The organism is Noviherbaspirillum aridicola, assembly GCF_019656455.1.
Lineage (GTDB): Bacteria > Pseudomonadota > Gammaproteobacteria > Burkholderiales > Burkholderiaceae_D > Noviherbaspirillum > Noviherbaspirillum aridicola.
This window is the reverse complement of sequence record NZ_BPMK01000018.1, coordinates 91,527-112,358: the sequence shown is the minus strand read 5'-3', so window position 1 is coordinate 112,358 and position 20,832 is coordinate 91,527. Positions and strand designations below refer to the sequence as shown.

General features: G+C 68.0%; 15 protein-coding genes. 6 read left to right on the top strand and 9 right to left on the bottom strand.

Translation table 11 applies throughout. The annotated features are described in order from the left end of the window. Nucleotides 1-174 precede the first annotated feature (174 nt). From NCCP691_RS18460 to NCCP691_RS18435, 6 genes are all read left to right on the top strand, one after another. Nucleotides 175-1,530 carry an NAD(P)/FAD-dependent oxidoreductase gene (locus tag NCCP691_RS18460; RefSeq protein ID WP_238482494.1) on the top strand — a complete coding sequence of 452 codons (1,356 nt, stop codon included), beginning with the start codon at nucleotides 175-177 and terminating at the stop codon, nucleotides 1,528-1,530. A 149-nt stretch (nucleotides 1,531-1,679) separates the two neighbouring features. Further along, nucleotides 1,680-2,246, top strand: coding sequence for a dCTP deaminase (dcd, locus tag NCCP691_RS18455; protein ID WP_220810034.1), 567 nt, complete (start codon nucleotides 1,680-1,682; stop codon nucleotides 2,244-2,246). Between the two features lie 149 nt (nucleotides 2,247-2,395). Beyond that, nucleotides 2,396-4,630, top strand: coding sequence for a TonB-dependent hemoglobin/transferrin/lactoferrin family receptor (locus NCCP691_RS18450; protein ID WP_220810033.1), 2,235 nt, complete (start codon nucleotides 2,396-2,398; stop codon nucleotides 4,628-4,630). Between the two features lie 6 nt (nucleotides 4,631-4,636). Then, entirely contained in the window at nucleotides 4,637-8,596 is a 3,960-nt protein-coding gene (gene cobN, locus NCCP691_RS18445) for a cobaltochelatase subunit CobN (protein WP_220810032.1), read from the top strand. Between the two features lie 29 nt (nucleotides 8,597-8,625). Beyond that, a complete protein-coding gene (locus NCCP691_RS18440; RefSeq protein ID WP_220810031.1) occupies nucleotides 8,626-9,108 on the top strand; it encodes a MotA/TolQ/ExbB proton channel family protein in 483 nt (160 codons plus the stop codon). After that, nucleotides 9,108-9,449: a DUF2149 domain-containing protein gene (locus tag NCCP691_RS18435; RefSeq protein WP_220810030.1), complete on the top strand. Its 342-nt coding sequence runs from the start codon at nucleotides 9,108-9,110 to the stop codon at nucleotides 9,447-9,449. The genes NCCP691_RS18440 and NCCP691_RS18435 overlap by 1 nt, the downstream gene beginning before the upstream one ends. Nucleotides 9,450-9,506: 57 nt before the next feature. On the opposite strand, the gene infA is transcribed toward NCCP691_RS18435, so the two are convergent. From infA to NCCP691_RS18390, 9 genes are all read right to left on the bottom strand, one after another. Further along, nucleotides 9,507-9,770, bottom strand: coding sequence for a translation initiation factor IF-1 (infA, locus tag NCCP691_RS18430; protein ID WP_220810029.1), 264 nt, complete (start codon nucleotides 9,768-9,770; stop codon nucleotides 9,507-9,509). Nucleotides 9,771-10,187: 417 nt separating this feature from the next. Next, the gene (locus NCCP691_RS18425) at nucleotides 10,188-10,514 is read right to left on the bottom strand and encodes a hypothetical protein (protein WP_220810028.1); all 327 of its coding nucleotides are present in this window, start codon (nucleotides 10,512-10,514) and stop codon (nucleotides 10,188-10,190) included. 139 nt (nucleotides 10,515-10,653) lie between these two features. Beyond that, on the bottom strand, nucleotides 10,654-12,909 hold the full coding sequence (locus NCCP691_RS18420; protein ID WP_220810027.1) for an arginine/lysine/ornithine decarboxylase: 2,256 nt from the start codon (nucleotides 12,907-12,909) through the stop codon (nucleotides 10,654-10,656). 162 nt (nucleotides 12,910-13,071) lie between these two features. Continuing rightward, the gene (locus NCCP691_RS18415) at nucleotides 13,072-13,575 is read right to left on the bottom strand and encodes a dihydrofolate reductase (RefSeq protein WP_220810026.1); all 504 of its coding nucleotides are present in this window, start codon (nucleotides 13,573-13,575) and stop codon (nucleotides 13,072-13,074) included. A 4-nt stretch (nucleotides 13,576-13,579) separates the two neighbouring features. Further along, nucleotides 13,580-14,554, bottom strand: coding sequence for a thymidylate synthase (locus NCCP691_RS18410; RefSeq protein WP_220810025.1), 975 nt, complete (start codon nucleotides 14,552-14,554; stop codon nucleotides 13,580-13,582). A gap of 39 nt (nucleotides 14,555-14,593) precedes the next feature. Beyond that, nucleotides 14,594-16,411, bottom strand: a complete 1,818-nt coding sequence (locus NCCP691_RS18405; RefSeq protein ID WP_220810024.1) for an ABC transporter transmembrane domain-containing protein — start codon at nucleotides 16,409-16,411, stop codon at nucleotides 14,594-14,596. Then, a complete protein-coding gene (locus NCCP691_RS18400) occupies nucleotides 16,408-17,475 on the bottom strand; it encodes a lipocalin-like domain-containing protein (protein ID WP_220810023.1) in 1,068 nt (355 codons plus the stop codon). The genes NCCP691_RS18405 and NCCP691_RS18400 overlap by 4 nt, the downstream gene beginning before the upstream one ends. Further along, nucleotides 17,475-20,015: an FtsX-like permease family protein gene (locus NCCP691_RS18395; RefSeq protein WP_220810022.1), complete on the bottom strand. Its 2,541-nt coding sequence runs from the start codon at nucleotides 20,013-20,015 to the stop codon at nucleotides 17,475-17,477. Before NCCP691_RS18395 ends, NCCP691_RS18400 begins: the two co-directional genes overlap by 1 nt. Further along, a complete protein-coding gene (locus NCCP691_RS18390) occupies nucleotides 20,012-20,674 on the bottom strand; it encodes an ABC transporter ATP-binding protein (protein WP_220810021.1) in 663 nt (220 codons plus the stop codon). The genes NCCP691_RS18395 and NCCP691_RS18390 overlap by 4 nt, the downstream gene beginning before the upstream one ends. Nucleotides 20,675-20,832 lie beyond the last annotated feature (158 nt).

Genomic DNA, 20,832 nt, shown 5'->3' with positions numbered 1-20,832 from the left:
ACTTCCGTGACTCCCGGACACTTTCATTACTCAAAATTATTCAAGACTGCGCCAAATCAACACGTCCCCGGTATCCTTTGTTCCATCTCATTGGAGCGGATTGAGATTATTCAATTTGCAAGAGGCCCCCGCTCATATAGTAGGTTCATCGTCCTACCAAGCAGGGAGAAGGGAATGTCCGTCGCCAAGCTCACCGCCGCCCGCATCCGCCATGTCATCCTCGGCAATGGCACCGCCGGGGTCATTGCCGCCGAGACCCTGCGCAAGAATGCGCCCGTCGACGACATCCTCCTGATCGGCGACGAACCCGAACCTCCCTATTCGCGCAGCGCGCTGCCCAATCTGCTTTCCGGCGAGATCGGGGAGAGCGGCACCTGGCTGCGGCGCGACAAGGATTACTTCCGCCGCCTGCAGATCCAGCAGGTGACCGGCAAGGCGGTGCATGTCAGCACCCGCACCCGCACCGTGAAGATGGAGGACGGCCGCGCCATCCCCTTCGACAAGCTGCTCATCGCCACCGGCGCGTCGGCGCGGGTGCCCTTCATTCCCGGCATCGACCTGCCCGGCGTGCACAACTGCTGGACGCTCGACGACGCGCGCCGCATCCTGCAGCACGCCGTGCCGGGCGCGCGGGTGGTGCTCGCGGGGGCGGGCTTCATCGGCTGCCTTGTGATGGAAGCGCTGCTGCGGCGCGGCGTGCGCCTGACGCTGGTGGAGAAGCGGGACCGTCTGCTGCCCAACATGATGAGCCGGCCGGCGGGCGACATGATCCAGCGCTGGTGCGAACGCAAGGGCGTGTCGGTGCGCACCAATGCCCGCATCGTCGGCATCGGCAGCAGCGGCATGCAGGACGTGGGCGCGCCGCGCATCGTCAGGCTCTCCAGCGGCGAACAGCTGCAGGCCGACCTCGTCATCCACTGCATCGGCGCCGTCCCCAACATCCACTTCCTGCGCGGCAGCGGCATCAAGTGCGTGCAGGGCGTGGTGGTCGATGCGTCGATGCAGACCAATGTGCCGGGCGTGTATGCGGCCGGCGACTGCGCCGAAACCTTCGACAGCGTGAGCGGCCGCAGCGTGATTTCCGGCGTCCAGCCGAATGCCGCCGACCAGGCCTACTGCGCGGCGCTCAACATGGCCGACAAGCATGCGGTGCAGCGCGGCGTGCGCCAGATCGACGTGTTCGACACCATGGGGCTGATCTCTTCCTCGTTCGGCCAGTGGCAGGGCGTGCGCGGCGGCCAGTGGGTGGAGATGGCGGATGAAGAGAATTTCCGCTACCTGCGGCTGGAGTTCAGCCGCGACATCCTGGTCGGCTGCAATGCCGTCGGCATCACCGAGTATTCAACCGTGCTGCGCAGCCTGATTCAGCACCAGGTGCGCCTGGGCGAATGGAAGGACAGGCTGCTTGAGAACCCGGGTCTGCTCAAGCAGGCATATGCGGAATGCGTGCAGCAGCAATTCGTCGAGCATGCTTCCGCCTTCCGTCCGCCGCCGGGCTCGCGGCCGGAGCCGGTGCACCAGGCCGTCTAGCGCGGCTTTCTGATCCCGGTCAGGAATTTCCAGGGCGCCCCGCGCCGGGCCGCCGGAAAGCGGCGTCGCCCGGCGGATTTCGCGTAAAATCGCGGCTCCATCCGCACGGCCGCCGGCCGCGCGCGGCTCAATTCCTGAACGCGAAACCGATGAGCATCAAATCCGACAAGTGGATCCGCCGCATGGCCGAGGAACACGGCATGATCGAGCCCTACGAGGCCGGCCAGGTACGCCATGTGGACGGCCAGAAGATCGTCAGCTACGGCACCTCGTCCTACGGCTACGATATCCGCTGCGCAGACGAATTCAAGATCTTCACCAACATCAACAGCACCATTGTCGACCCCAAGAATTTCGACGAGAAATCCTTCGTCGACTTCAAGGGCGATGTCTGCATCATTCCGCCGAATTCCTTCGCGCTCGCGCGCACGGTCGAGTATTTCCGCATCCCCCGCACGGTGCTGACCATCTGCCTCGGCAAGTCCACCTACGCGCGCTGCGGGATCATCGTCAACGTCACCCCGTTCGAACCCGAGTGGGAAGGCTACGTGACGCTCGAGTTTTCCAACACCACGCCGCTGCCCGCCAAGATCTACGCGGGCGAGGGCTGCGCCCAGGTGCTGTTCTTCGAGAGCGATGAAGTGTGCGAGACCTCCTACAAGGATCGCGGCGGCAAGTACCAGGGCCAGCGCGGCGTCACCCTGCCGAAGACCTGAGCCTGGCGCGGCGAATGCGCTGTAAGCATTTGTTGCAAATGATATTCATTCTCAAGTAGAATGCGTCCCATCATTTACTGACGGGAACGCCAGCCGTCGGCCGCCGCCGACCATGCAGCCAGCCATACCGGATATCCACGGGAGGCTGTATGCATAACAAGAGCAGGCTGTCGCTTGCCATCGCGCTCGCGCTGGCGGGCATTTCCAACGCGGGCGCCGAGCAGGTGATGGGCGAGGTCACGGTGACCGCGACCCGCACCAGCGCGCCGACCGATGCGGTGCCGGCGACGGTCACCGCGATCGACGCCCAAACCATCCAGCGGCGACTGCCGGCCGACGAGGCGGACCTGTTCCGCGACGAGCCGGACGTTTCCTTCGCCCGCGACCTGCGCCGCTTCGGCGCCACCCGGGTCAACATCCGCGGCATCGACGACAACCGCGTGAGCCAGCTGGTCGACGGCGTGCGCATGCCCGACTTCTACAACAGCGGCGGTCCGACCAACTTCACGATGAGCACCCCGCTCGGCGTCTCCACCGATTTCCTCAGGCGGGTCGAGATCCTGCGCGGTCCGGCATCGAGCCTGTACGGCTCGGATGCGATCGGCGGCGTGGTCGGCTATCTGACGCTCGACCCGTCCGACCTGCTGGAAGAGGGCAAGGCGGCGGGCGGGCGCTACCGCATCGGCTACAACGGCGCCAACCGGGGCCTCACCAATACCCTGCTCGGCGCATGGCAGGGGGATGGGGTGCAGGCGCTGCTCGGCTATTCGCAGACGCGGGCCGAGGAATTCCGCAACCAGGGCAGGGACGGCGCCGTCTCCACGTCCCGCACCCGGCCCAATCCGCAGGACGTGGACGACCGCGGCATCCTTGCCAAGCTGCTGATGCGCCCGGCGCAAGGGCACAAGCTGGGCCTGGTGCTCGAAGGACGCGAGCAGGAAGCGGACGTCAGCGTGCGCCGTCTCGCCGCGTCGCTGCCCAGGGTCACCGCGATGGAGGGCGAGGACAACGGCCGCCGCGTGCGCGCCAGCCTCGAGTGGGAGCACATGCCCGCCGGCGCGTTCTACGACCGCCTGACCGCGCGCATCTATCACCAGGAGGCCGACACCCGCAACGACAACCTGCAGACGCGGACCAATACCAGCGCCACCTGTTCCGCCTCGTCCGGCAGCGGCACCAACTGCCTGATCGACCAGGCCTTCCGCCTGTCGCAGACGGCGACCGGCCTGAGCGCGCAGTTCGAATCCGCGCTCAAGGGCATGGGCGCCGATCATCTGCTGACGTACGGCGTCGACCTGTCGCGCGTGAAGACCGATGAAAAGCGCGACGCCACCGTCTACAACCTGCGCACCGGCGCCGTCGGCAAGACGCTGGCCGGCGATACTTTCCCGCTGCGCGATTTCGCGGTCGGCCATACCGATACGGCAGGCCTCTTCGTCCAGGACGAGATCTCCGGCCTCGCCGGCGGCCGCCTCAGCCTGATTCCGGGGTTGCGCTACGACTGGCGCCGCCTGTCGCCGCGGGTGGACGCGCTGGCGCGGAACGTGCTCGCCGCCATCGGCCGGGAGGCGGTCGAGACCACCGAGTCGGCCTTCTCCCCGAAGCTGGCCGCGCTCTGGCGCGCCAGCGACGCCTATTCGCTTTACGGACAGATCGCCCGCGGCTTCCGCGCGCCGAACTATGACGAAGTCAACGGCGCCTTCCGCAACGCCGTCCAGGGTTACGGTACCAGCCCCAATCCCGATCTCAGGCCGGAGACCAGCGTCGGCGTCGAACTCGGCGTCAGGCTGCACTTGCCGACGGTGCGCGGCCAGTTCGCGGTCTATGACAACCGCTACCGCAATTTCATCGAGAGCGTGGCGCTGGCCTGTCCGTCCGATCCGTCCTGCATTGCAGGCCTGCGCAGCACCTACCAGTACGTCAACCGTGCCAGGGCGCGCATCTACGGCGCCGACGCGCGCGCCGCCTGGGACTTCATGCCGGGCTGGCGCCTCGACGGCGCGGTCGCCTACGCCCACGGCCAGAATGAATCGACGGATGAGCCGCTCAACAGCGTCGAGCCGCTGCGCGCGAGCATCGGCCTGGCCCGCGACGCCGGCACCTGGGGCGCGGAAGCCCGGCTGCGCGCCGCCGCCTCGGTCAAGCGCACCGACGACAGCGATGGCGAGTGGTTCCGCCCCGGCGGCTACGGCGTGACCGACATCGGCGTCTGGTGGCGTCCGGCCAGGGGCGTGCAGGTCAGCCTCGCGCTGAACAACCTGTTCGACAAAAAGTACTGGCTGTGGGGCGACATCCGCCAGGCCGATGCGCGCAGCCCGCTGGGCGTCGACTTCTACAGCCAGCCGGGCCGCACGCTGTCGGCCAGCCTCAGCTATCAGTTCTGAGCGATCATGCGCGCCTTCCATCCGATTCGCCTGCTGCTGTGCCTGCTCTTCTGCGTGGCCGCGGGCCAGGCGCTCGCCGCGAGCGCCGGCAGACTGCTGTTCGTCAGCGCCAGCCCGGTGCCGCCGGGGAAATTCCGCCTGCTCGCCCAGCTCGCGCAGCCGCTCGGCCTGACGGTGGAAGCGCGCTTTGTCGAACAGCTGCCGGCCGACACCGGGCCGCAGCTGTTCGCCGGTTACGACGCGGTATTCTTCGATGTGCCGCGCGACCACCTGCGCGATGCGGTGCGCGCGCGTCTCGCCGCGGCCTTGCCGGCACTCGGGCAGCCGACGCTGTGGCTGCATGAACGCAAGCCGGAGTGGAGCGGCTTTCCCGATGACGCGGCAAGGCGGCTGCACGCCTACTACATAAACGGTAGCAGATTCAATTACGAGGGCTTCCTCGCGACCACGGCGGCGCTGCTGCGGAAAACGGGCGGCGGCGCATCGCTGGAAGGCATCCCGCCGCCGCTCGAGTTCCCCAGGAGCGCGGTCTACCATCCACGCGCGCCGGGCCGGGTGTTCGCGACCCCGGGCGACTTCCTGGCATGGGCCGAGGCCGGCGGCACGAAACGGCCGCCGGTCATCGGCATCGCCATCCACCAGTCCTACATCGCTTCCGAGCAGACCGCTTTCATCGACGACCTGGTGTCGCGCATCGAGCAGGCGGGCGCGCTCGCCATGCCGTTCTACGGTCCGGTGATGGAAGACATGGGCCCCGGCATCAGCATCGGCGGCAAGCCGCTGCCCGACGTGATCATCAATACCCAGATCATGCTCAACCCCGAGGGACGCAAGCGGGAATTCGAGGCGCTCGGCATCCCGGTGATCCAGGCCACGCCCTATCGCAAGGGCGATGCCGCCGACTGGGCTGCCGACCCGCAGGGCGTGCAACTGATGGACGTGCCGTTCTACCTGGCGCAGGGGGAATATGCCGGCATCGCGGATGCAATGATCGCCGCCGCCACCCGCAAGGACGACGACCAGGTCACGGCGATCCCGGAACAGGCGCAGGCGGTGGCCGCCAAGGCGCTCGCCCTGGTGCGGCTGCAACGCACTTCCGACGCCGACAAGCGGCTCACCGTCTTTTTCTGGAACTATCCGCCCGGCGAAAAGAATCTCTCCGCCTCCTATCTGAACCTGCCGCGCAGCCTGGCGTCGACGCTCGCCGCGCTGCGCGGCGCCGGCTACGATACCCAGCCGCAGGACGAGGAAGTGCTGGTCGCCACGCTGCAGCGCCTGCTGACGCCGTTCTACCGCGACGACGCGCTGCCCGGGCTGCTGCGCGACGGCCTGGCCGAACTGTTTCCCGTCGCCGAATACAAGGCCTGGCTGGCGCGCCAGCCGCAGGCGGTGCAGCGCGAGATGGCGCAGCGCTGGGGCGAGCCCGAGAAATCGTCGATGGTGCTGCGGCGGAACGGCGAAGCCTTCTTCGTGGTGCCGCGCGCGAAGTTCGGCAAGGTCGTCATCCTGCCGCAGCCGCCGCGCGGCGAAAAATGGGAAAACCAGGAAAAGGCGATCTACCACAGCACCAGGGCCGGCCCGTCCCATTTCTATCTGGCGGCCTATCTCTGGGCACGCACGCAGTGGCGCACCGACGCCTTCATCCACTACGGCACCCACGGGTCCCAGGAATGGCTGCCGGGGAAGGAGCGCGGACTGTCGGTCTCCGACTATCCGCTGCTGGCGATCGGCGACGTGCCGGTCGTCTATCCCTACATCGTCGACAACATCGGCGAGGCGCTGCAGGCGAAGCGCCGCGGACGCGCCGTCACCGTCACGCATCAGACGCCGCCCTTCGCGCCGGCCGGCCTGCACGACAGGCTGGTGCAGATCCACGACCTGCTGCATGCCTGGCTCGCCCAGGACAGCGGCGCGGTCAGGGACAAGCTGGCGGAAGACCTGCTGCGCAAGGTGCGCGCCGAACGCATCGAGCGCGACATGGGCTGGGACGACAAGCGCCTGGCGGCGGATTTCGCCGGCTTCGTCAATGCGCTGCACGACCATCTGCATGAACTGGCGCAGACCGCGCAGCCGCTCGGCCTGCATGCCTTCGGCAGCGCGCCGCAGGAGCGCCACCGCATCGCCACCGTGCTGCTCATGCTCGGCAGGGACTTCTGGACCCTTGCGGCCGGACCGGGCGAGGAACAGGATGAAGTCTTCGTCGGCGACTACCAGAAGCTGGCCGGGTCCGGCCCCTACCGGCTGCTGCAGCGCTATCTGACCGATCCGGCGACGCAATCCGTCGACCCGCGTACGGCCGGGCTGCTGGCGCGCGGCAAGGCTTACTACGATGCGCTCGGCGCCGCCGGCGAAATGCAGGCCCTGCTTGCGGCGCTCGACGGCCGCCATATCCCCACTTCCTACGGCGGCGATCCGATCCGGAACCCGGACGCCTTGCCCACCGGCCGCAACCTCTACGGTTTCGACCCTTCGCGCATCCCCTCGCAGCAGGCATGGGCGGCGGGCAAGGAAGCGCTCGACGCGCTGCTGGCCGCGCATCGCAAGGCCAGGGGGCAGCTGCCGAAGAAGCTGGCGTTTTCGCTATGGTCGGTGGAAACCATGCGCCACCAGGGCATCCTCGAGGCCCAGGCGCTGTGGGCACTGGGCGTGGAGCCGGTATGGGATGCGGGCGGCCGCGTCACCGACGTGCGCCTGGTCCCGCGCGAACGGCTCGGCCGGCCGCGGGTGGATGTGGTGCTGTCGGCCACCGGCCTCTACCGCGATCACTTCCCGAATGCGATGCGCCAGCTGGCGAAGGCGGCGAAGCTGGCGGCGGAGGCGCAGGAACCCGACAACCCGGTGGCGCTGCATACGCGCCAGATCGAAGCCAGGCTGGCGCGCGCCGGCGTCCCGGAAGCGGCCAGGCGGCAGGCGGCGCAGACGCGCATCTTCTCTTCGGAATCGGGCCGCTACGGCACCGGGCTCGACGATGCCGCCCTCGCCACCGACAGCTGGAAGGGCAAGGCCGACGGCGACCGCAAGCTGGCCGATCTCTACCTCTCGCGGATGCAGTTTGCCTACGGCCCGGACGAGACGAGCTGGGGCAGCGTGCCCGCCGGCGTGAACCTGTACGCCGAGGCGTTGCGCGGCACCGAAGGCGCGGTGCTGTCGCGCAGTTCCAATCTCTACGGAATGCTCACGACCGACGATCCCTTCCAGTATCTCGGCGGGCTGGCGCTGGCAGTGCGCCGGCTCGACGGCAAGGCGCCCGAACTCTACATCTCCAATCTTCGTGAAGCGGGCGGCAACGGCGGCGGCAGGACGGAAGGCGCAGCCGGCTTCCTCGCGAGGGAGCTTGCAACCCGCAACTTCCACCCCGGCTATATCCGGGGCCTGATGGCCGAAGGTTACTCGGGAACGCTGCAGGTGCTGGATTCGGTCAACAACTTCTGGGGGTGGCAGGCCGTCGCCCGCGAAGTGGTGCGCGACGACCAGTGGCAGGAATTCGTCGATGTCTATGTGCGCGACAAGCACAGGCTCGGCCTGAAGGACTGGTTCGAGCGCGAGAACCCGCACGCCCTGGCGCAGACCATCGAGCGGATGCTGGAGGCGGCGCGCAAGGGCTACTGGAAGGCCGACGCGTCGACTATCGCCGAGCTCAGGCAGCGCTGGCGCGACATCGCCGCCGCCCATGACGTGCGCAGCGATAACGCGCGCTTCCGCGATTTCGTGGCGCCGGGCTTCGGCACGGCGGCGGCGCCGACGGCGAAGCAGCCGCCGGCGAAGCAGCCGCCGGCGAAGCCCGCGCAGCAGCCCCCGCGGCAAGCACCGGATGCGCCGCCGCCCGGGATCCGCGGGCAGCGGCTGGAAAAGATCCAGCCTCCCGTTCGCCAGGCGGCGGCGCCCGGATGGCAGGTCGGGCTGGCGCTGATGCTGGCCGCGGTCCTGTCCGGCGCGGTCCGGGAAACGGCGCGGGCCAGGCAATGAGTTGTCCTTTTCATGGAGAGTAACGAGGCATGCAACTGATGATTGAAACCCTGATGTACCAGCTCGGCCAGGTGTTCCTGTTCCCGACACTGGCCGTGATCACGCTGCTGTTCCTTTACAGCTGCTACAGCCTCGGCGGCTTCGCGGTGCAGGCATGGCAGCGCCGCGCCGGCGGCGGCCGGCCGCTGCTGTCCTGGTGGCGCAGCCACCGCGAGGCCAGCGACGATGAACTCGACGTGCGCGCCCACAAGCTGCTCGAGGCCGCCCGCATCGCCACCCGCGTCGCGCCGATGATGGGCCTGGTCGCGACCATGATCCCTATGGGGCCGGCGATGAAGTCGCTCTCCGACGGCAACCTCGACGCCGTTTCGGCCAACCTGATGGTGGCGTTTTCCGCGGTGATCCTGGCGCTGATCGCCGCCTCCTTCACCTTTTTCGTCGTCAACGTCCGCCGCCGCTGGCTGGCCGAAGAGATTGTCGAGATCGCGCGCCTGCGCCGGACGGAGGCGTGATGAAACTGCTGCAAGAACCGGAGACCGAAGACCCGATCCTGTCGGTCGTCAACCTGATCGACGTCTTCCTCGTCATCATCGCCGCGCTGCTGATCGTGGTCGCCAAGAATCCTCTGCTCAACGCTTTCAGCCGGCAGGATGTCACCGTGATTACCGATGCGGGCAAGCCGAGCATGGAAATGGTGATCAAGAAAGGGGAGAAGATCGAGCACTACAAGAGCAGCGGCGACATCGGCCAGGGCGAGGGTGCCAAGGCGGGCACCGCCTACCGCATGAAGGATGGGTCGATGGTGTATGTGCCGGAGGGGGAGACCGCAGCGCCGGCGCGGTCGCGTCCATGAGGCGCCACGCAGGCCGGGACACGCGTCGCGGCAATGCGGCGGCGCCGGCGGACAGGGTCAGCGACGCCGCTGGCCCTGGTAGGAGGGGCCGCCCACCCGCTTTTCGAGGTGACGGAAAGTGATCCGCCCCTTGCTCAGGTCATAGGGCGACAGTTCGATCGTGACCTTGTCGCCGGCCAGGATGCGGATGTGATGCTGGCGCATTTTGCCCGAGGTATAGGCCACCAGCTGGTGTCCGTTCTCAAGCTCCACGCGAAAACGCGAATCGGGCAGGACTTCGGATACCTGGCCGCTCATTTCAAGAAGTTCTTCTTTCGCCATCGAATCTCCATGGTGACAGGTGCGAAGCCGTCCGGCGGATGCGCGGGCGTTGACCTGATTGCTGATGAATTGGACCGGCCTGCAGCAGGCCGGACATGTACTGCGCGCACGCCGGTGTGGCGCTGGGAACGCCGGGCTGCGGTTGTCGGGATACGTTTTCGGGGCCTGGTCCCGGATGCGGACCAGGTACGTGAATTCCGGCTGCTGGCTGGCGCCGCGCGTGCCGGATATTTCGAGAGACAGGGAAGCTGGGTCGTGCGGAACAATGGACCCGTCAAGCGAAGCCGCAAGTATAGCGCACTACGGCCCCCGGCGCTGCGCCGGCGTTGCGGAGCCGGCGGTGCCGGGGCGCCAGGCCGCCACGCCGGTCGCGTGGGCCGGACGGTTCAGGGGCGTTCAGGCGGGGGAAAGGCGGCTTCAGTGCAGCCGGTGCTTCAGCGCCGAAATCGCATCGTGCGCCTCCCGCACCTCGTTCTGCACCGCCGGATCGATGTTGCTGTCCTGGCTGCAGGCCTGCATCGCGCGGTCGCCCAGTTTTTCCAGCCTGTCGACGCAGGCGCGTATCCGGTTGTCGTTGTCCTCGGTATCGATGATCTGCCGCATCTCGTCCGATTCGCGGCCGAGTTCGCCGAGGCTGCGGCGCAGTTCTTCCGGCACCGCGCTGCTGACCTGGCAGGCGGTCGCGGCGCTGTCGATGCGGCGCTTGATGGAGGCGAATTCATCTCTGATCTGGTTCTGTTGCATGGCGTCTCCTTGCCGTGGCAGATGAGGAATGGAACGCAGCTTTGATGGACGCGGCGACACTTTGTTTCCGCCGTTCGTGGATAAAAAAACACCCCTGCGAGAGGGGTGTCTGTCCTGCCTGCAAGGAAACGCGGGTGCGTCAGTCCTTGACGCAATCCACGTAATAGCCGCGCCGGCCGCCCGGCAGGTCCTGCGTCACCAGGCCGTGGACGTCGGTCTCGAAGCCCGGGAATTTCTCGTTGAAATCGCGCGCGAACTTCAGATAGTCGACGATGGTCTTGTTGAAGCGCTCGCCCGGGATCAGCAGCGGGATGCCCGGCGGGTAGGGCGTGAGCAGGATGGCGGTGACGCGGCCTTCCAGTTCTTCGATCGCGACCCGTTCGATCTCGCGGTGCGCCATCTTGGCGAAGGCATCCGACGGCTTCATCGCCGGCAGCATGTCGGACAGGTACATCTCGGTGGTCAGACGCGCCACGTCGTAGGCCTTGTACATGTCGTGGATGCTCTGGCAGAGGTCGCGCAGGCCGATGCGCTCGTAGCGCGGGTTCTTGGCCGCGAACTCGGGCAGGATGCGCCACATCGGCTGGTTCTTGTCGTAGTCGTCCTTGAACTGCTGCAGCGCGGTCAGCAGCGTGTTCCAGCGGCCCTTGGTGATGCCGATGGTGAACATGATGAAGAACGAATACAGGCCGGCCTTTTCCACGATGACGCCGTGCTCGGCCAGGTACTTGGTGACGATCGAAGCCGGGATGCCGCTGTCGCCGAACTTGCCGTCGAGGGACAGGCCCGGGGTGACGATGGTGGCCTTGATCGGGTCGAGCATGTTGAAGCCCGGCGCCAGCTTGCCGAAGCCGTGCCAGTCGTCCTCGGCGCGGATCATCCAGTCCTCGCGCGAACCGATGCCATGCTCGCCGAAGTTGTCCGGGCCCCAGACCTGGAACCACCAGTCCTCGCCGAATTCCTGGTCGACCTTCTTCATCGCGCGGCGGAAGTCGAGCGCCTCGAGGATGCTTTCCTCCACCAGCGCGGTGCCGCCCGGCGGTTCCATCATCGCCGCGGCGACGTCGCAGGAAGCGATGATCGCGTACTGCGGCGAGGTCGAGGTGTGCATCAGGTAGGCTTCGTTGAACATGTCCTGGTCCAGCTTGACCGTCTGCGAATCGCGCACCAGGATCTGCGAGGCCTGCGACAGGCCGGCCAGCAGCTTGTGCGTCGACTGGGTGGAGAAGATCAGCGATTCCTTGGCGCGCGGACGGTCCTTGCCGATCGCGTGCATGTTCTTGTAGAAGTCGTGGAAGGTCGCGTGCGGCAACCAGGCCTCGTCGAAGTGCAGGGTGTCGATCTCGCCGTCCAGCATCTCCTTGATGGTCTCGACGTTGTACAGCACGCCGTCATAGGTGGACTGGGTGATGGTGAGGATGCGCGGCTTCTTGTTCTTCGCTTCGCGGGCGAAGGGGTTGGCCTCGATCTTCTTCTGGATGTTCTCCATCCTGAACTCGTCCAGCGGGATCGGGCCGATGATGCCGAGGTGATTCCGGGTCGGCATCAGGAACACCGGGATCGCGCCGGTCATGATGATGGAGTGCAGGATGGACTTGTGGCAGTTGCGGTCGACCACCACGATGTCGCCCGGCCCCACGGTGGAGTGCCACACCATCTTGTTGGAGGTGGACGTGCCGTTGGTGACGAAATAGCAATGGTCGGCGTTGAAGATGCGCGCGGCATTGCGCTCGGACGCGGCCACCGGACCGGTGTGGTCGAGCAGCTGGCCGAGTTCCTCGACCGCGTTGCAGACGTCGGCGCGCAGCATGTTCTCGCCGAAGAACTGGTGGAACATCTGGCCGATCGGCGACTTCAGGAAGGCGACGCCGCCGGAATGCCCGGGGCAGTGCCAGGAATAGGAGCCATCCTGCGCATAGTGCACCAGCGCGCGGAAGAAGGGCGGCGCCAGGCTGTCGAGATAGGACTTGGCCTCGCGGATGATGTGGCGCGCGACGAACTCCGGCGTGTCCTCGAACATGTGGATGAAGCCATGCAGCTCGCGCAGGATATCGTTCGGGATATGGCGCGAGGTGCGGGTTTCGCCGTACATGTAGATCGGGATGTCGGCGTTCTTGTGGCGGATCTCGCCGACGAAGGCGCGCAGCGACTTGAGCGCGCTGTCGGTCTCTTCATCGGTGCCGCCGCCGAACTCTTCGTCATCGATCGACAGGATGAAGGCCGAGGCGCGCGACTGCTGCTGGGCGAACTGCGACAGGTCGCCGTAGCTGGTCACGCCGACCACTTCCATGCCTTCGGCTTCGATGGCGGCCGCCAGCGCGCGGATGCCCAGCCCCGAGGTGTTCTCGGAGCGGAAATCTTCATCGATGATAACGATGGGAAAGCGGAATTTCATGAGGTCTCCAGGAAAAGCAGGTGACAAGGGAGACGCCTGGGCCAGTCGTGGCTACAACCGCTTGCGCGCCGATTTCGGAAAAAAACGAATTCTCTCAGATATGCAAGAAAGATGCGCGATCCGGAACACCGCCGGAAAGCGGGCCGGGATCGCGCCCCGATGTCAGTTTTGCACGCCGTCCGGCCGGCGCTCGTAGGTGACGAATGCGTAGGCGCAGCCGTTGCCTTCCGAATAATGGGATTCGCGCGCGACCTCCTGCCAGCGGGTGCCGTCGATGGGCGGGAAGAAGGTATCGCAGTCGAAGGTCTTGTCGATCTCCGTCACGATCATCCGGTCCGCGAGGTCGCGGGCCTGTTCGAAGATCTGCGCGCCGCCGATCAGGAAGGCCGGGGTGCCGTCCAGCAGGCGCAGCGCTTCCTCCACCGAGCCGACGGCGTCCACCCCTTCGGCCTTCCATGCCGGGTTGCGGGTGATGACCACGTTGCGCCGGTTGGGCAGCGGACGGCCGATCGAGTCGTAGGTCTTGCGTCCCATGACGATGGGATGGCCGGTCGTCAGCCGCTTGAAGTGGGCGAGGTCTTCCGGCAGGTGCCAGGGCAGCTTGTTGTCGACGCCGATGCCGCGCGCGCGGTCCATGGCGACGATGATGGTCAGTCGTGCCTGCATGTGCTCAGACCGCCATCGGCGCCGTCAGCGGCGCGTGGTGGCGGTAGTCTTCGAGAATGAAATCGCCCGGTTCGACCTTTTCCAGCCATTCCGGTTCATAGCGGCCGGTCCGCGCGAACTCGGGCACGCGCTCGGCGATGCGCAGGCGCGGCGCCGGCAGTGGTTCGCGCGTGAGCTGCTCCCTGAGCATGTCGAGATGGTTCTCGTAGATGTGCGCGTCGCCGATGAAGTAGCTGAACCAGCGCGGCGTGTAGCCGGTGAGCCGGCCGACCAGGTGCAGCAGGGCCGCCGCCTCCGCCATGTTGAAGGGCGCGCCGAGGCCGATGTCGTTGCTGCGGATGTAGAGGCAGAGCGAAATCTCTTTCGTCGCCGCGTTCGGCAGGAACTGGTAGAGCAGGTGGCAGGCGGGCAGCGCGATGGCGTCGAGTTCCGCGCAGTTCCAGCCGTGGAAGAGGATGCGCCGGCTGCCGGGGTTCCGGATGATGGTGTCGAGGCACTCGCGCAGCTGGTCTATCGCCTTGTAGAGCAGTACCTTGTCGCGCCCCTCGTCCTGCAAGGCGGAGACGATGCGGAAGCCGCGCTTCTGCGCGTCCGCGATCTGCGCCGCCGCGTCCGCGTCGAGCAGCTTGTAGGCCGGCCAGGCGCGCCACTGCACGCCGTAGACCGGTCCCAGGTCGTCCTCGCCGCGGCGGTAGGGGTTGGCCAGCCAGTCGGCATTCTCGTTGGCGTTCTGGTCCCACACCTTGCAGCCGAGCGCCCGGAAATCGGCGGCGCTGCGGGAGGCGCGCAGGAAGCCGCACAGCTCGCCCACCACCGACTTGAATGCCAGCTTCTTGGTGGTCACCGCGGGAAAGCCGTCCTTCTGCAGGTCGAAGCGCATCATCGCGCCCGGGATGCTGATGGTGCGGATACCGGTCCGGTTGTCCTGCCAGGTGCCGGTGTCGAGAATGGTCTGCACCAGGTCGAGGTATTGCTTCATCGGGATATGCGCCGGAGGGGGCGAGTGAGAAAAAACGGGCTATTTTACCGCCGCCGCCGATCCCTCGGCCAGCGGATGCGAAAACTGCAAGGCCGCCAGGCTCGCGTACAGGCCGCCCCGCGACACCAGCTGCGCATGGGTGCCGCTTTCGACGATGCGGCCATGCTCGAGCACGATGATGCGGTCGGCGCGCTGCACGGTCGCCAGCCGGTGGGCGATGACCAGCGTGGTACGGCCGGCCATCGCCGCCTCCAGCGCCGCCTGCACCAGGCGCTCGGATTCCGCGTCTAGCGCGCTGGTGGCTTCGTCGAGCAGCAGCAGCGGCGGATTCTTCAGCAGCGCGCGGGCGATCGCGATGCGCTGGCGCTGGCCGCCCGACAGCCGCAGTCCGCGTTCGCCGAGGAAGGTGCGGTATCCCTCCGGCAGGCGCTCGATGAATTCATGGGCGGAGGCGAGCCTGGCGGCGGCCATCACTTCCTCGTCGCTCGCGCCGGCGCGGCCGAAGCGGATGTTTTCGAGCGCATTGTCCGAAAAGATCACGGTGTCCTGCGGGACGATGCCGATGGCGCCGCGCAAGGTCTGCAGATCGAGCCGCCGGATATCGACGCCGCCGAGGAGTATGCGCCCCTGCTGGGGATCGTAGAAGCGCAGCAGCAGCTGGAACAGCGTGGTTTTGCCGGCGCCCGACGGACCGACGATCGCCACCGTCTCGCCCGGCGCGATGTCGATGCTGAAATCGGCGAGCGATGCGTGATCGGGCCGGGAGGGGTAGTGGAAGCCGAGGCTTTCCATGCGCAGGCCGATGCCTTCGCCGGCGCGCACCGGCAGCGGCAGCGGCGCGGTCGGCGACTGTATCGGCGCCCGCAGCGCCAGCAGCTCCAGCAGGCGCTCGGCGGCGCCGGCCGCCCGTTGCGCGTCCCCGAGCACCTCGGACAGGGCGCCGATGGCGCCGGCGACGATCGCCGCATACAGGATGAACTGGCCGAGCTCGCCGCCGCTCATGCGCCCGTCGAGCACCGCATGCGCGCCCAGCCACAGCACGAACACGATGGCGCCGAATATCAGCAGGATGGCGGTCACGGTGAGTCCGGCGCGCGCGCGGATGCGGCGCATGGCGGCGCCGAAGGCGCGCTCCACCGCGGCGCCGAAGCGGTCGGCCTCGCGCCGCTCCTGGGTGAAGGCCTGCACCGCGGCCACCGCGTTCAGGGTTTCGCCGGCCAGCGCCGAGGCATCGGCCACGCGATCCTGCGAGTCGCGCGACAGCCTCCGGACGCGGCGGCCGAACAGCACGATCGGCAGCACCACGCCCGCCAGCATGACCAGGATGATGGCCGACAGGCGCGGACTGGTCACCGCCATCATCGCCAGACCGCCGGCAAACAGCAGCGCGTTGCGCAGCGCCATCGAGATGCTGGTGCCGACCAGGGTCTGGATCAGCGTGGTGTCGGTCGTCAGCCGCGACAGCACCTCGCCGGTGCGCGCGGTCTCGAAGAACTCGGGGCTCTGCAGCAGCACATGTCGGTAAACCGCGCTGCGCAGGTCGGCGGTCACTCGTTCGCCGAGCCAGGACACGAGATAAAAGCGCGCGGCGGTGGCCAGCGCGAGCACGCAGGCGACGCCGAACAGCCCGATGAAATAGCGGTCGATGTGGACGGCTCCCGACGGGCTGCCGACGGCGGCGATGCCGGCGTCGATCAGCTGCTTGAATGCATAGGGCACGGCCAGCGTGGCGCCGGCCGCGAACAGCAGCGCCACGCCCGCCAGCAGGAAGCGTCCGCGGTAGGGCGTCAGAAAGGGCAGCAGTCCGCGCAGCGTGGACAGCCGGCCCTTCGGCAATTCCTGCGGCGTCTTGCTCATAGTTTCATCGCTTTCACATAACCGGTGAGTTCGAGGTAGCCGCGCCCGGCCGGCTCGCCGTCCCGCTGGACGGTCACCGCGCCTTCCCAGTAGACCGCGCCGGTGGACTGGCGCGAGTCCAGTTCCTGGTCGTCCTGCAGCGGCTGCAGCGCCCAGTCGGTGTCGCCGGTCCTGATGCGCAGCGCGACGGGATAGCTGGCGCCGGTGCGCGCGGAGCGCCATTGCCGCAGCGGCACGAAGCTGACTTCGTCCGGTCCGAAGCTGCGCGTGCTGCCATCCGCATTGCGCAGTTTCGCATGCGACCACAGCGTGCCGCCATCCTTGCCGCGGATGCGGAAAGCCACCAGCGACGCGCCGTCGTCCAGGTTGACGCCGGTCCAGTCCCAGCCGGCGGCGCGCGGATCGAGCACCGTGGTCGACCATTCATGGTCGAGCCAGGCGCTGCCGCTGACCTGCTGCGCCTTGCCCTCGCGGCTCACGGTGCCGCTCACGCGCAGGTGCGGCTCGCTGTAGTAGTAGCTCGCCTGGCCCGGCTGCGGTCCCTTGCGCGAATAGCCGTTCTCGCCCTGCAGCATCAGCGGCTGGGTCGGCGTGAGCGTCAGCCGCAGGCCGAACTCGCGCGCCTCGACGACGGTGTCGTAGCGGCCGTCCTCGCCACGCACGAAGGTCCATTGCCCCAGCCGCACATCGGTATTGCCCTCGCGCGCCCACGCATGGCCGAAACCGGCGCGCGCGCTTTTCTGGTCGTGCAGCAGGCGCCCCACGGCGGGATCGGACAGCGCCGCGTGCGCGATGACGAGCTGTTTCGGCGCGAAGCGGCTCGGATTGTCGGCATCATGCCCGGTGGCCGAGCGGAAGAAGGTCACCTGGAAGCCGAGCGGCTTGCCATCCGGCGTCTGCAGCCAGCCGGTCGCATACCACCACTCGGTACGGAAATCCGGATGGGCGCCGAAGTCCCGCGGGAACGACAGCGCGCGGCCGGGCGTAACCGTCGACAACTGCGGCGGCGCCGCGAGCGCGGGCATGCACAGCAGGCACGCCAGGATGAATACAAGCCTGCGCATCACCAGTCCTCCCTCACGGCGCGTACCGCCGAACCCGATATCGCCTGCCGCCCGGCGAGCAGCGCCGTCGCCGCCGCGGCCAGCATCAGCACCAGCGCGACCGCGCTCAGGATTTCCCACGGCAGGTGCAGCCGCATGGTCCAGTGGAAGGACTGCGGATTGACCACGAACACCAGGATCAGGCTGATGGCGAAGCCGAGCGCGAAGCCGGCGGCGATGCCGAGCAGGGTCAGCAGGCTGCCCTCCAGCGCCAGCACCGCCAGCACCTGTCGCCGCAGCACCCCCACATGGCGCAGCATCCCGAACTCCTTGGCCCGCGCCAGCGCCTGCGACGAGAAAGTGGCGCCGATGCCGAACAGTCCGATCACGATCGCCACCGCTTCCAGCAGATAGGTCACGGCGAAGCTGCGGTCGAAGATGCGCAGGCTGACCGCGCGGATCTCGCCCGGCTCCGCCAGTTCCAGTCCGGCGCCGAAGGGCAGGGCGCGCAGCGCATCGATGACATCCGCGGCACGGCCGCCGGGCTGCAGCCAGATCGCGCCGTCGTTGACTTGGCGTTCGCCGGTCAGTGCGCGGTAGTCGGCCAGCCGCATCTGTATCGCGCCCGATTGCCGCGCATAGTCGCGCCATACCCCGGCCACCACGAACTCCCGTTCGCCCGGGCCGAGTGCAAGGCGGATGCGCTTGCCGGGCGCGTGGCCGTACAGGTCGACCATGGCTTCCGACACCCACACCGGCAGGGCGTCAGCCGGCAGACGATCGGGCGTGAGCGCCGGACCGGTCATCGGCAGCGTGCGCGCCGGATCGGCGACATCGATCGGGCGCGCGATCAGCGCCACCGGCGGCCGCGCCGGATCGAGCACCAGTTGCTGCGAGCGCAGGAACTCCACCCGCGCCACGCCCGGCGTGCGCGCGATGGCCTGCTGTTCCTGCGGCCCGAGGGCGGCGCTGTTGCCCGCCGACGCCGAGCGCAGATAGAGATCGGCGGCCAGCACTTCCGACAGCCAGTCGTCGACCGACACGCGGAAACTCGCGACCATGATCACCATCGCCACCATCAGGCTGAAGCTCGACAGCACGCCGCCGAGTGCGATGGAAGCCTGGTTCGGCGCATTCGCGAGCCGCGCCAGCGCGAGCGTGCCGACCGTGCCGCGGCGCCGCGCGCCGAGCAGGGCGAGCGCGCCGAACAGGCTGGCGGCCATGCGCGGCATCAGGCCGATGCCGCCGATCAGCAGCAGCGCGATCGCCAGGTAGCCGGGTATCGGCAGTTCCTGCCATGGCGGCAGGCGCACCAGCAGCATCGCCGCCGCGATGCAGGCCAGCGCCGGCCAGGGGGAGGACAGGCGGGACAGTGCCACGTCTTCCGCGCCCGCCTTGAGCGCCTGCGCCGGACGCGCGCGCGCCGCCTCCCATGCCGACGCCGCGCAGCCGAGCAGCGCCACGCCGGTGCCGGCCAGGAAGAACAGCAGCGCCGCCCCCGGCGCGAAGCGCGCGCTCGGCTGCACGCCCGGGAAGTAGCCGCCGCCGAGGTCGCCGCCGAACAGCCGCAGCGCGAGTGCCGCCATCCCGTATCCGGCCGCCAGTCCGAGCAGCGAGCCGATCACGCCGGCGGCCAGCCCTTCCGCCAGGATCTGCCGCAGCACCTGCCGCCGCGTCATCCCGATCACGCGCAGCAGCGCGAGCTGGCTGCGGCGGCGGATCACCGACAGCGCCTGCGTCGAAAACACGAGAAAGGCCCCGGTAAACAGGGCGACCAGCGCCAGCACATTGAGATTGACCCGATACGCGCGCGACATGTTGGCGGTGCGGGTTTCCTGGTCCTGCGGTTCGCCGACCAGCGCGCCCGGCGCGAGTTCGCGCGCCAGCCGCTCGCGCAGCCGGTCGCGGTCCGCGCCGGGCCGCAGCTTGAGCTCGACGCGCGACAGCTTGCCGAGCCGGTCGAAACGCCATTGCGCGGCGCCGATATCCATCACCGCCAGCCGCTGGCCGGCGCGCGCCCGCACCAGTCCCCCGGCCACCCGCAGCCGCACCTCGCCGCTGCCGCTGCGCAGACGCAGGCTGTCGCCCTGGCGCAGGCCCAGCCATTCCATGGCCGCCGGCGACAGGAACACGGCGTCGTCGGCCAGGGTGTCGAAGGGCCGGTCCTCGGCAGGCATGCCGATCAGGTCCGGCGCGATCGCGGCCGCCTGGAACACATCGATGCCGAGCAGTTTCAGTGCCTCGCGCCGGTCCGGCACGCCGGCGTCGATCTCCAGCACCGGGCTGGCGGCTTCCACCTCGGGCACCCGCAGCAGCCGCTCGTACAAAGCCTCGTCGGCCAGCGGCTGCACGCCGCGCACCTGCAGGTCGCTCTGCCCGGTGATGCCCTTGAGCGCCGCGGAAAATTCATTGTAGGCGGCGGTATTGATCAGATGGATCGCAAAGCCGAGCGCCACCCCGGCCGCGATGGCCGCGACCGCCAGCAGGGTGCGCAAGGGATGGCTGCGCCACTCGGCCAGCAGCAGCGGCATGCCGATGCCCGGGCTCGCCGCCGCTTTCATGCCGGTTGCCCGTCGGCCGGATGCAGTCCGCGCGCGCTCAGCGTCAGCACGCGGTCGGCGGTGGCCGCGGCCGCATGGGAATGGGTGACCATGATCGCGGCGGCGCCATTGTCCTTGATCTCGCCGCGCAGCAGCTGCAGCACTTCGCGCGCGGTGTCGGGATCGAGGTTGCCGGTCGGTTCATCGGCCAGGATCAGGCGCGGCCGGTGCGCGAGCGCGCGGGCGATGGCGACACGCTGCAATTCCCCGCCCGACAGCTGGCGCGGATAGTCGTGCGCCCGGGCGCCGAGTCCGACCGCTTCCAGCATCTGCCTCGCCCGCGTGTCGGGCTCGCGCCTGAGCAGCAGGGGCAGCGCCACGTTCTGCAGCAGCGTCAGGTGCGGAAGGATGTGGAAGGCCTGGAACACGAAGCCGAACTTCTCCCGCCGCAGCAGGGTGGCGGCGTCATCGTCGAGCGCGGCGATGTCGACGCCGTCGACCAGGATCTGTCCGGCATCCGGTGTGTCGAGGCCGGCGATCAGGTTGAGCAGGGTCGACTTGCCGACCCCGGACTCGCCCATCACCGCCACGTATTCGCCTTCCTCGAGGCGGTAGTTGAGGCCGGACAGGACACGCCTGCCGTTCGCATAGGATTTTCCGAGATCGCGGAGTATGAGCATCGGGGAGAGAAGAGGATGTCCGGACAGCATTGCCGGGCCGACTGCGATTTCAGGTCTTGCTTGTGTCGGGTCAATGGAAGTCGCCGGTGGCTCACTATGATAGCCAAAAAAGCGATTCTTCCGTCGTCGGCCCGCTTCTGGCCGCCAAGCAACCCCTG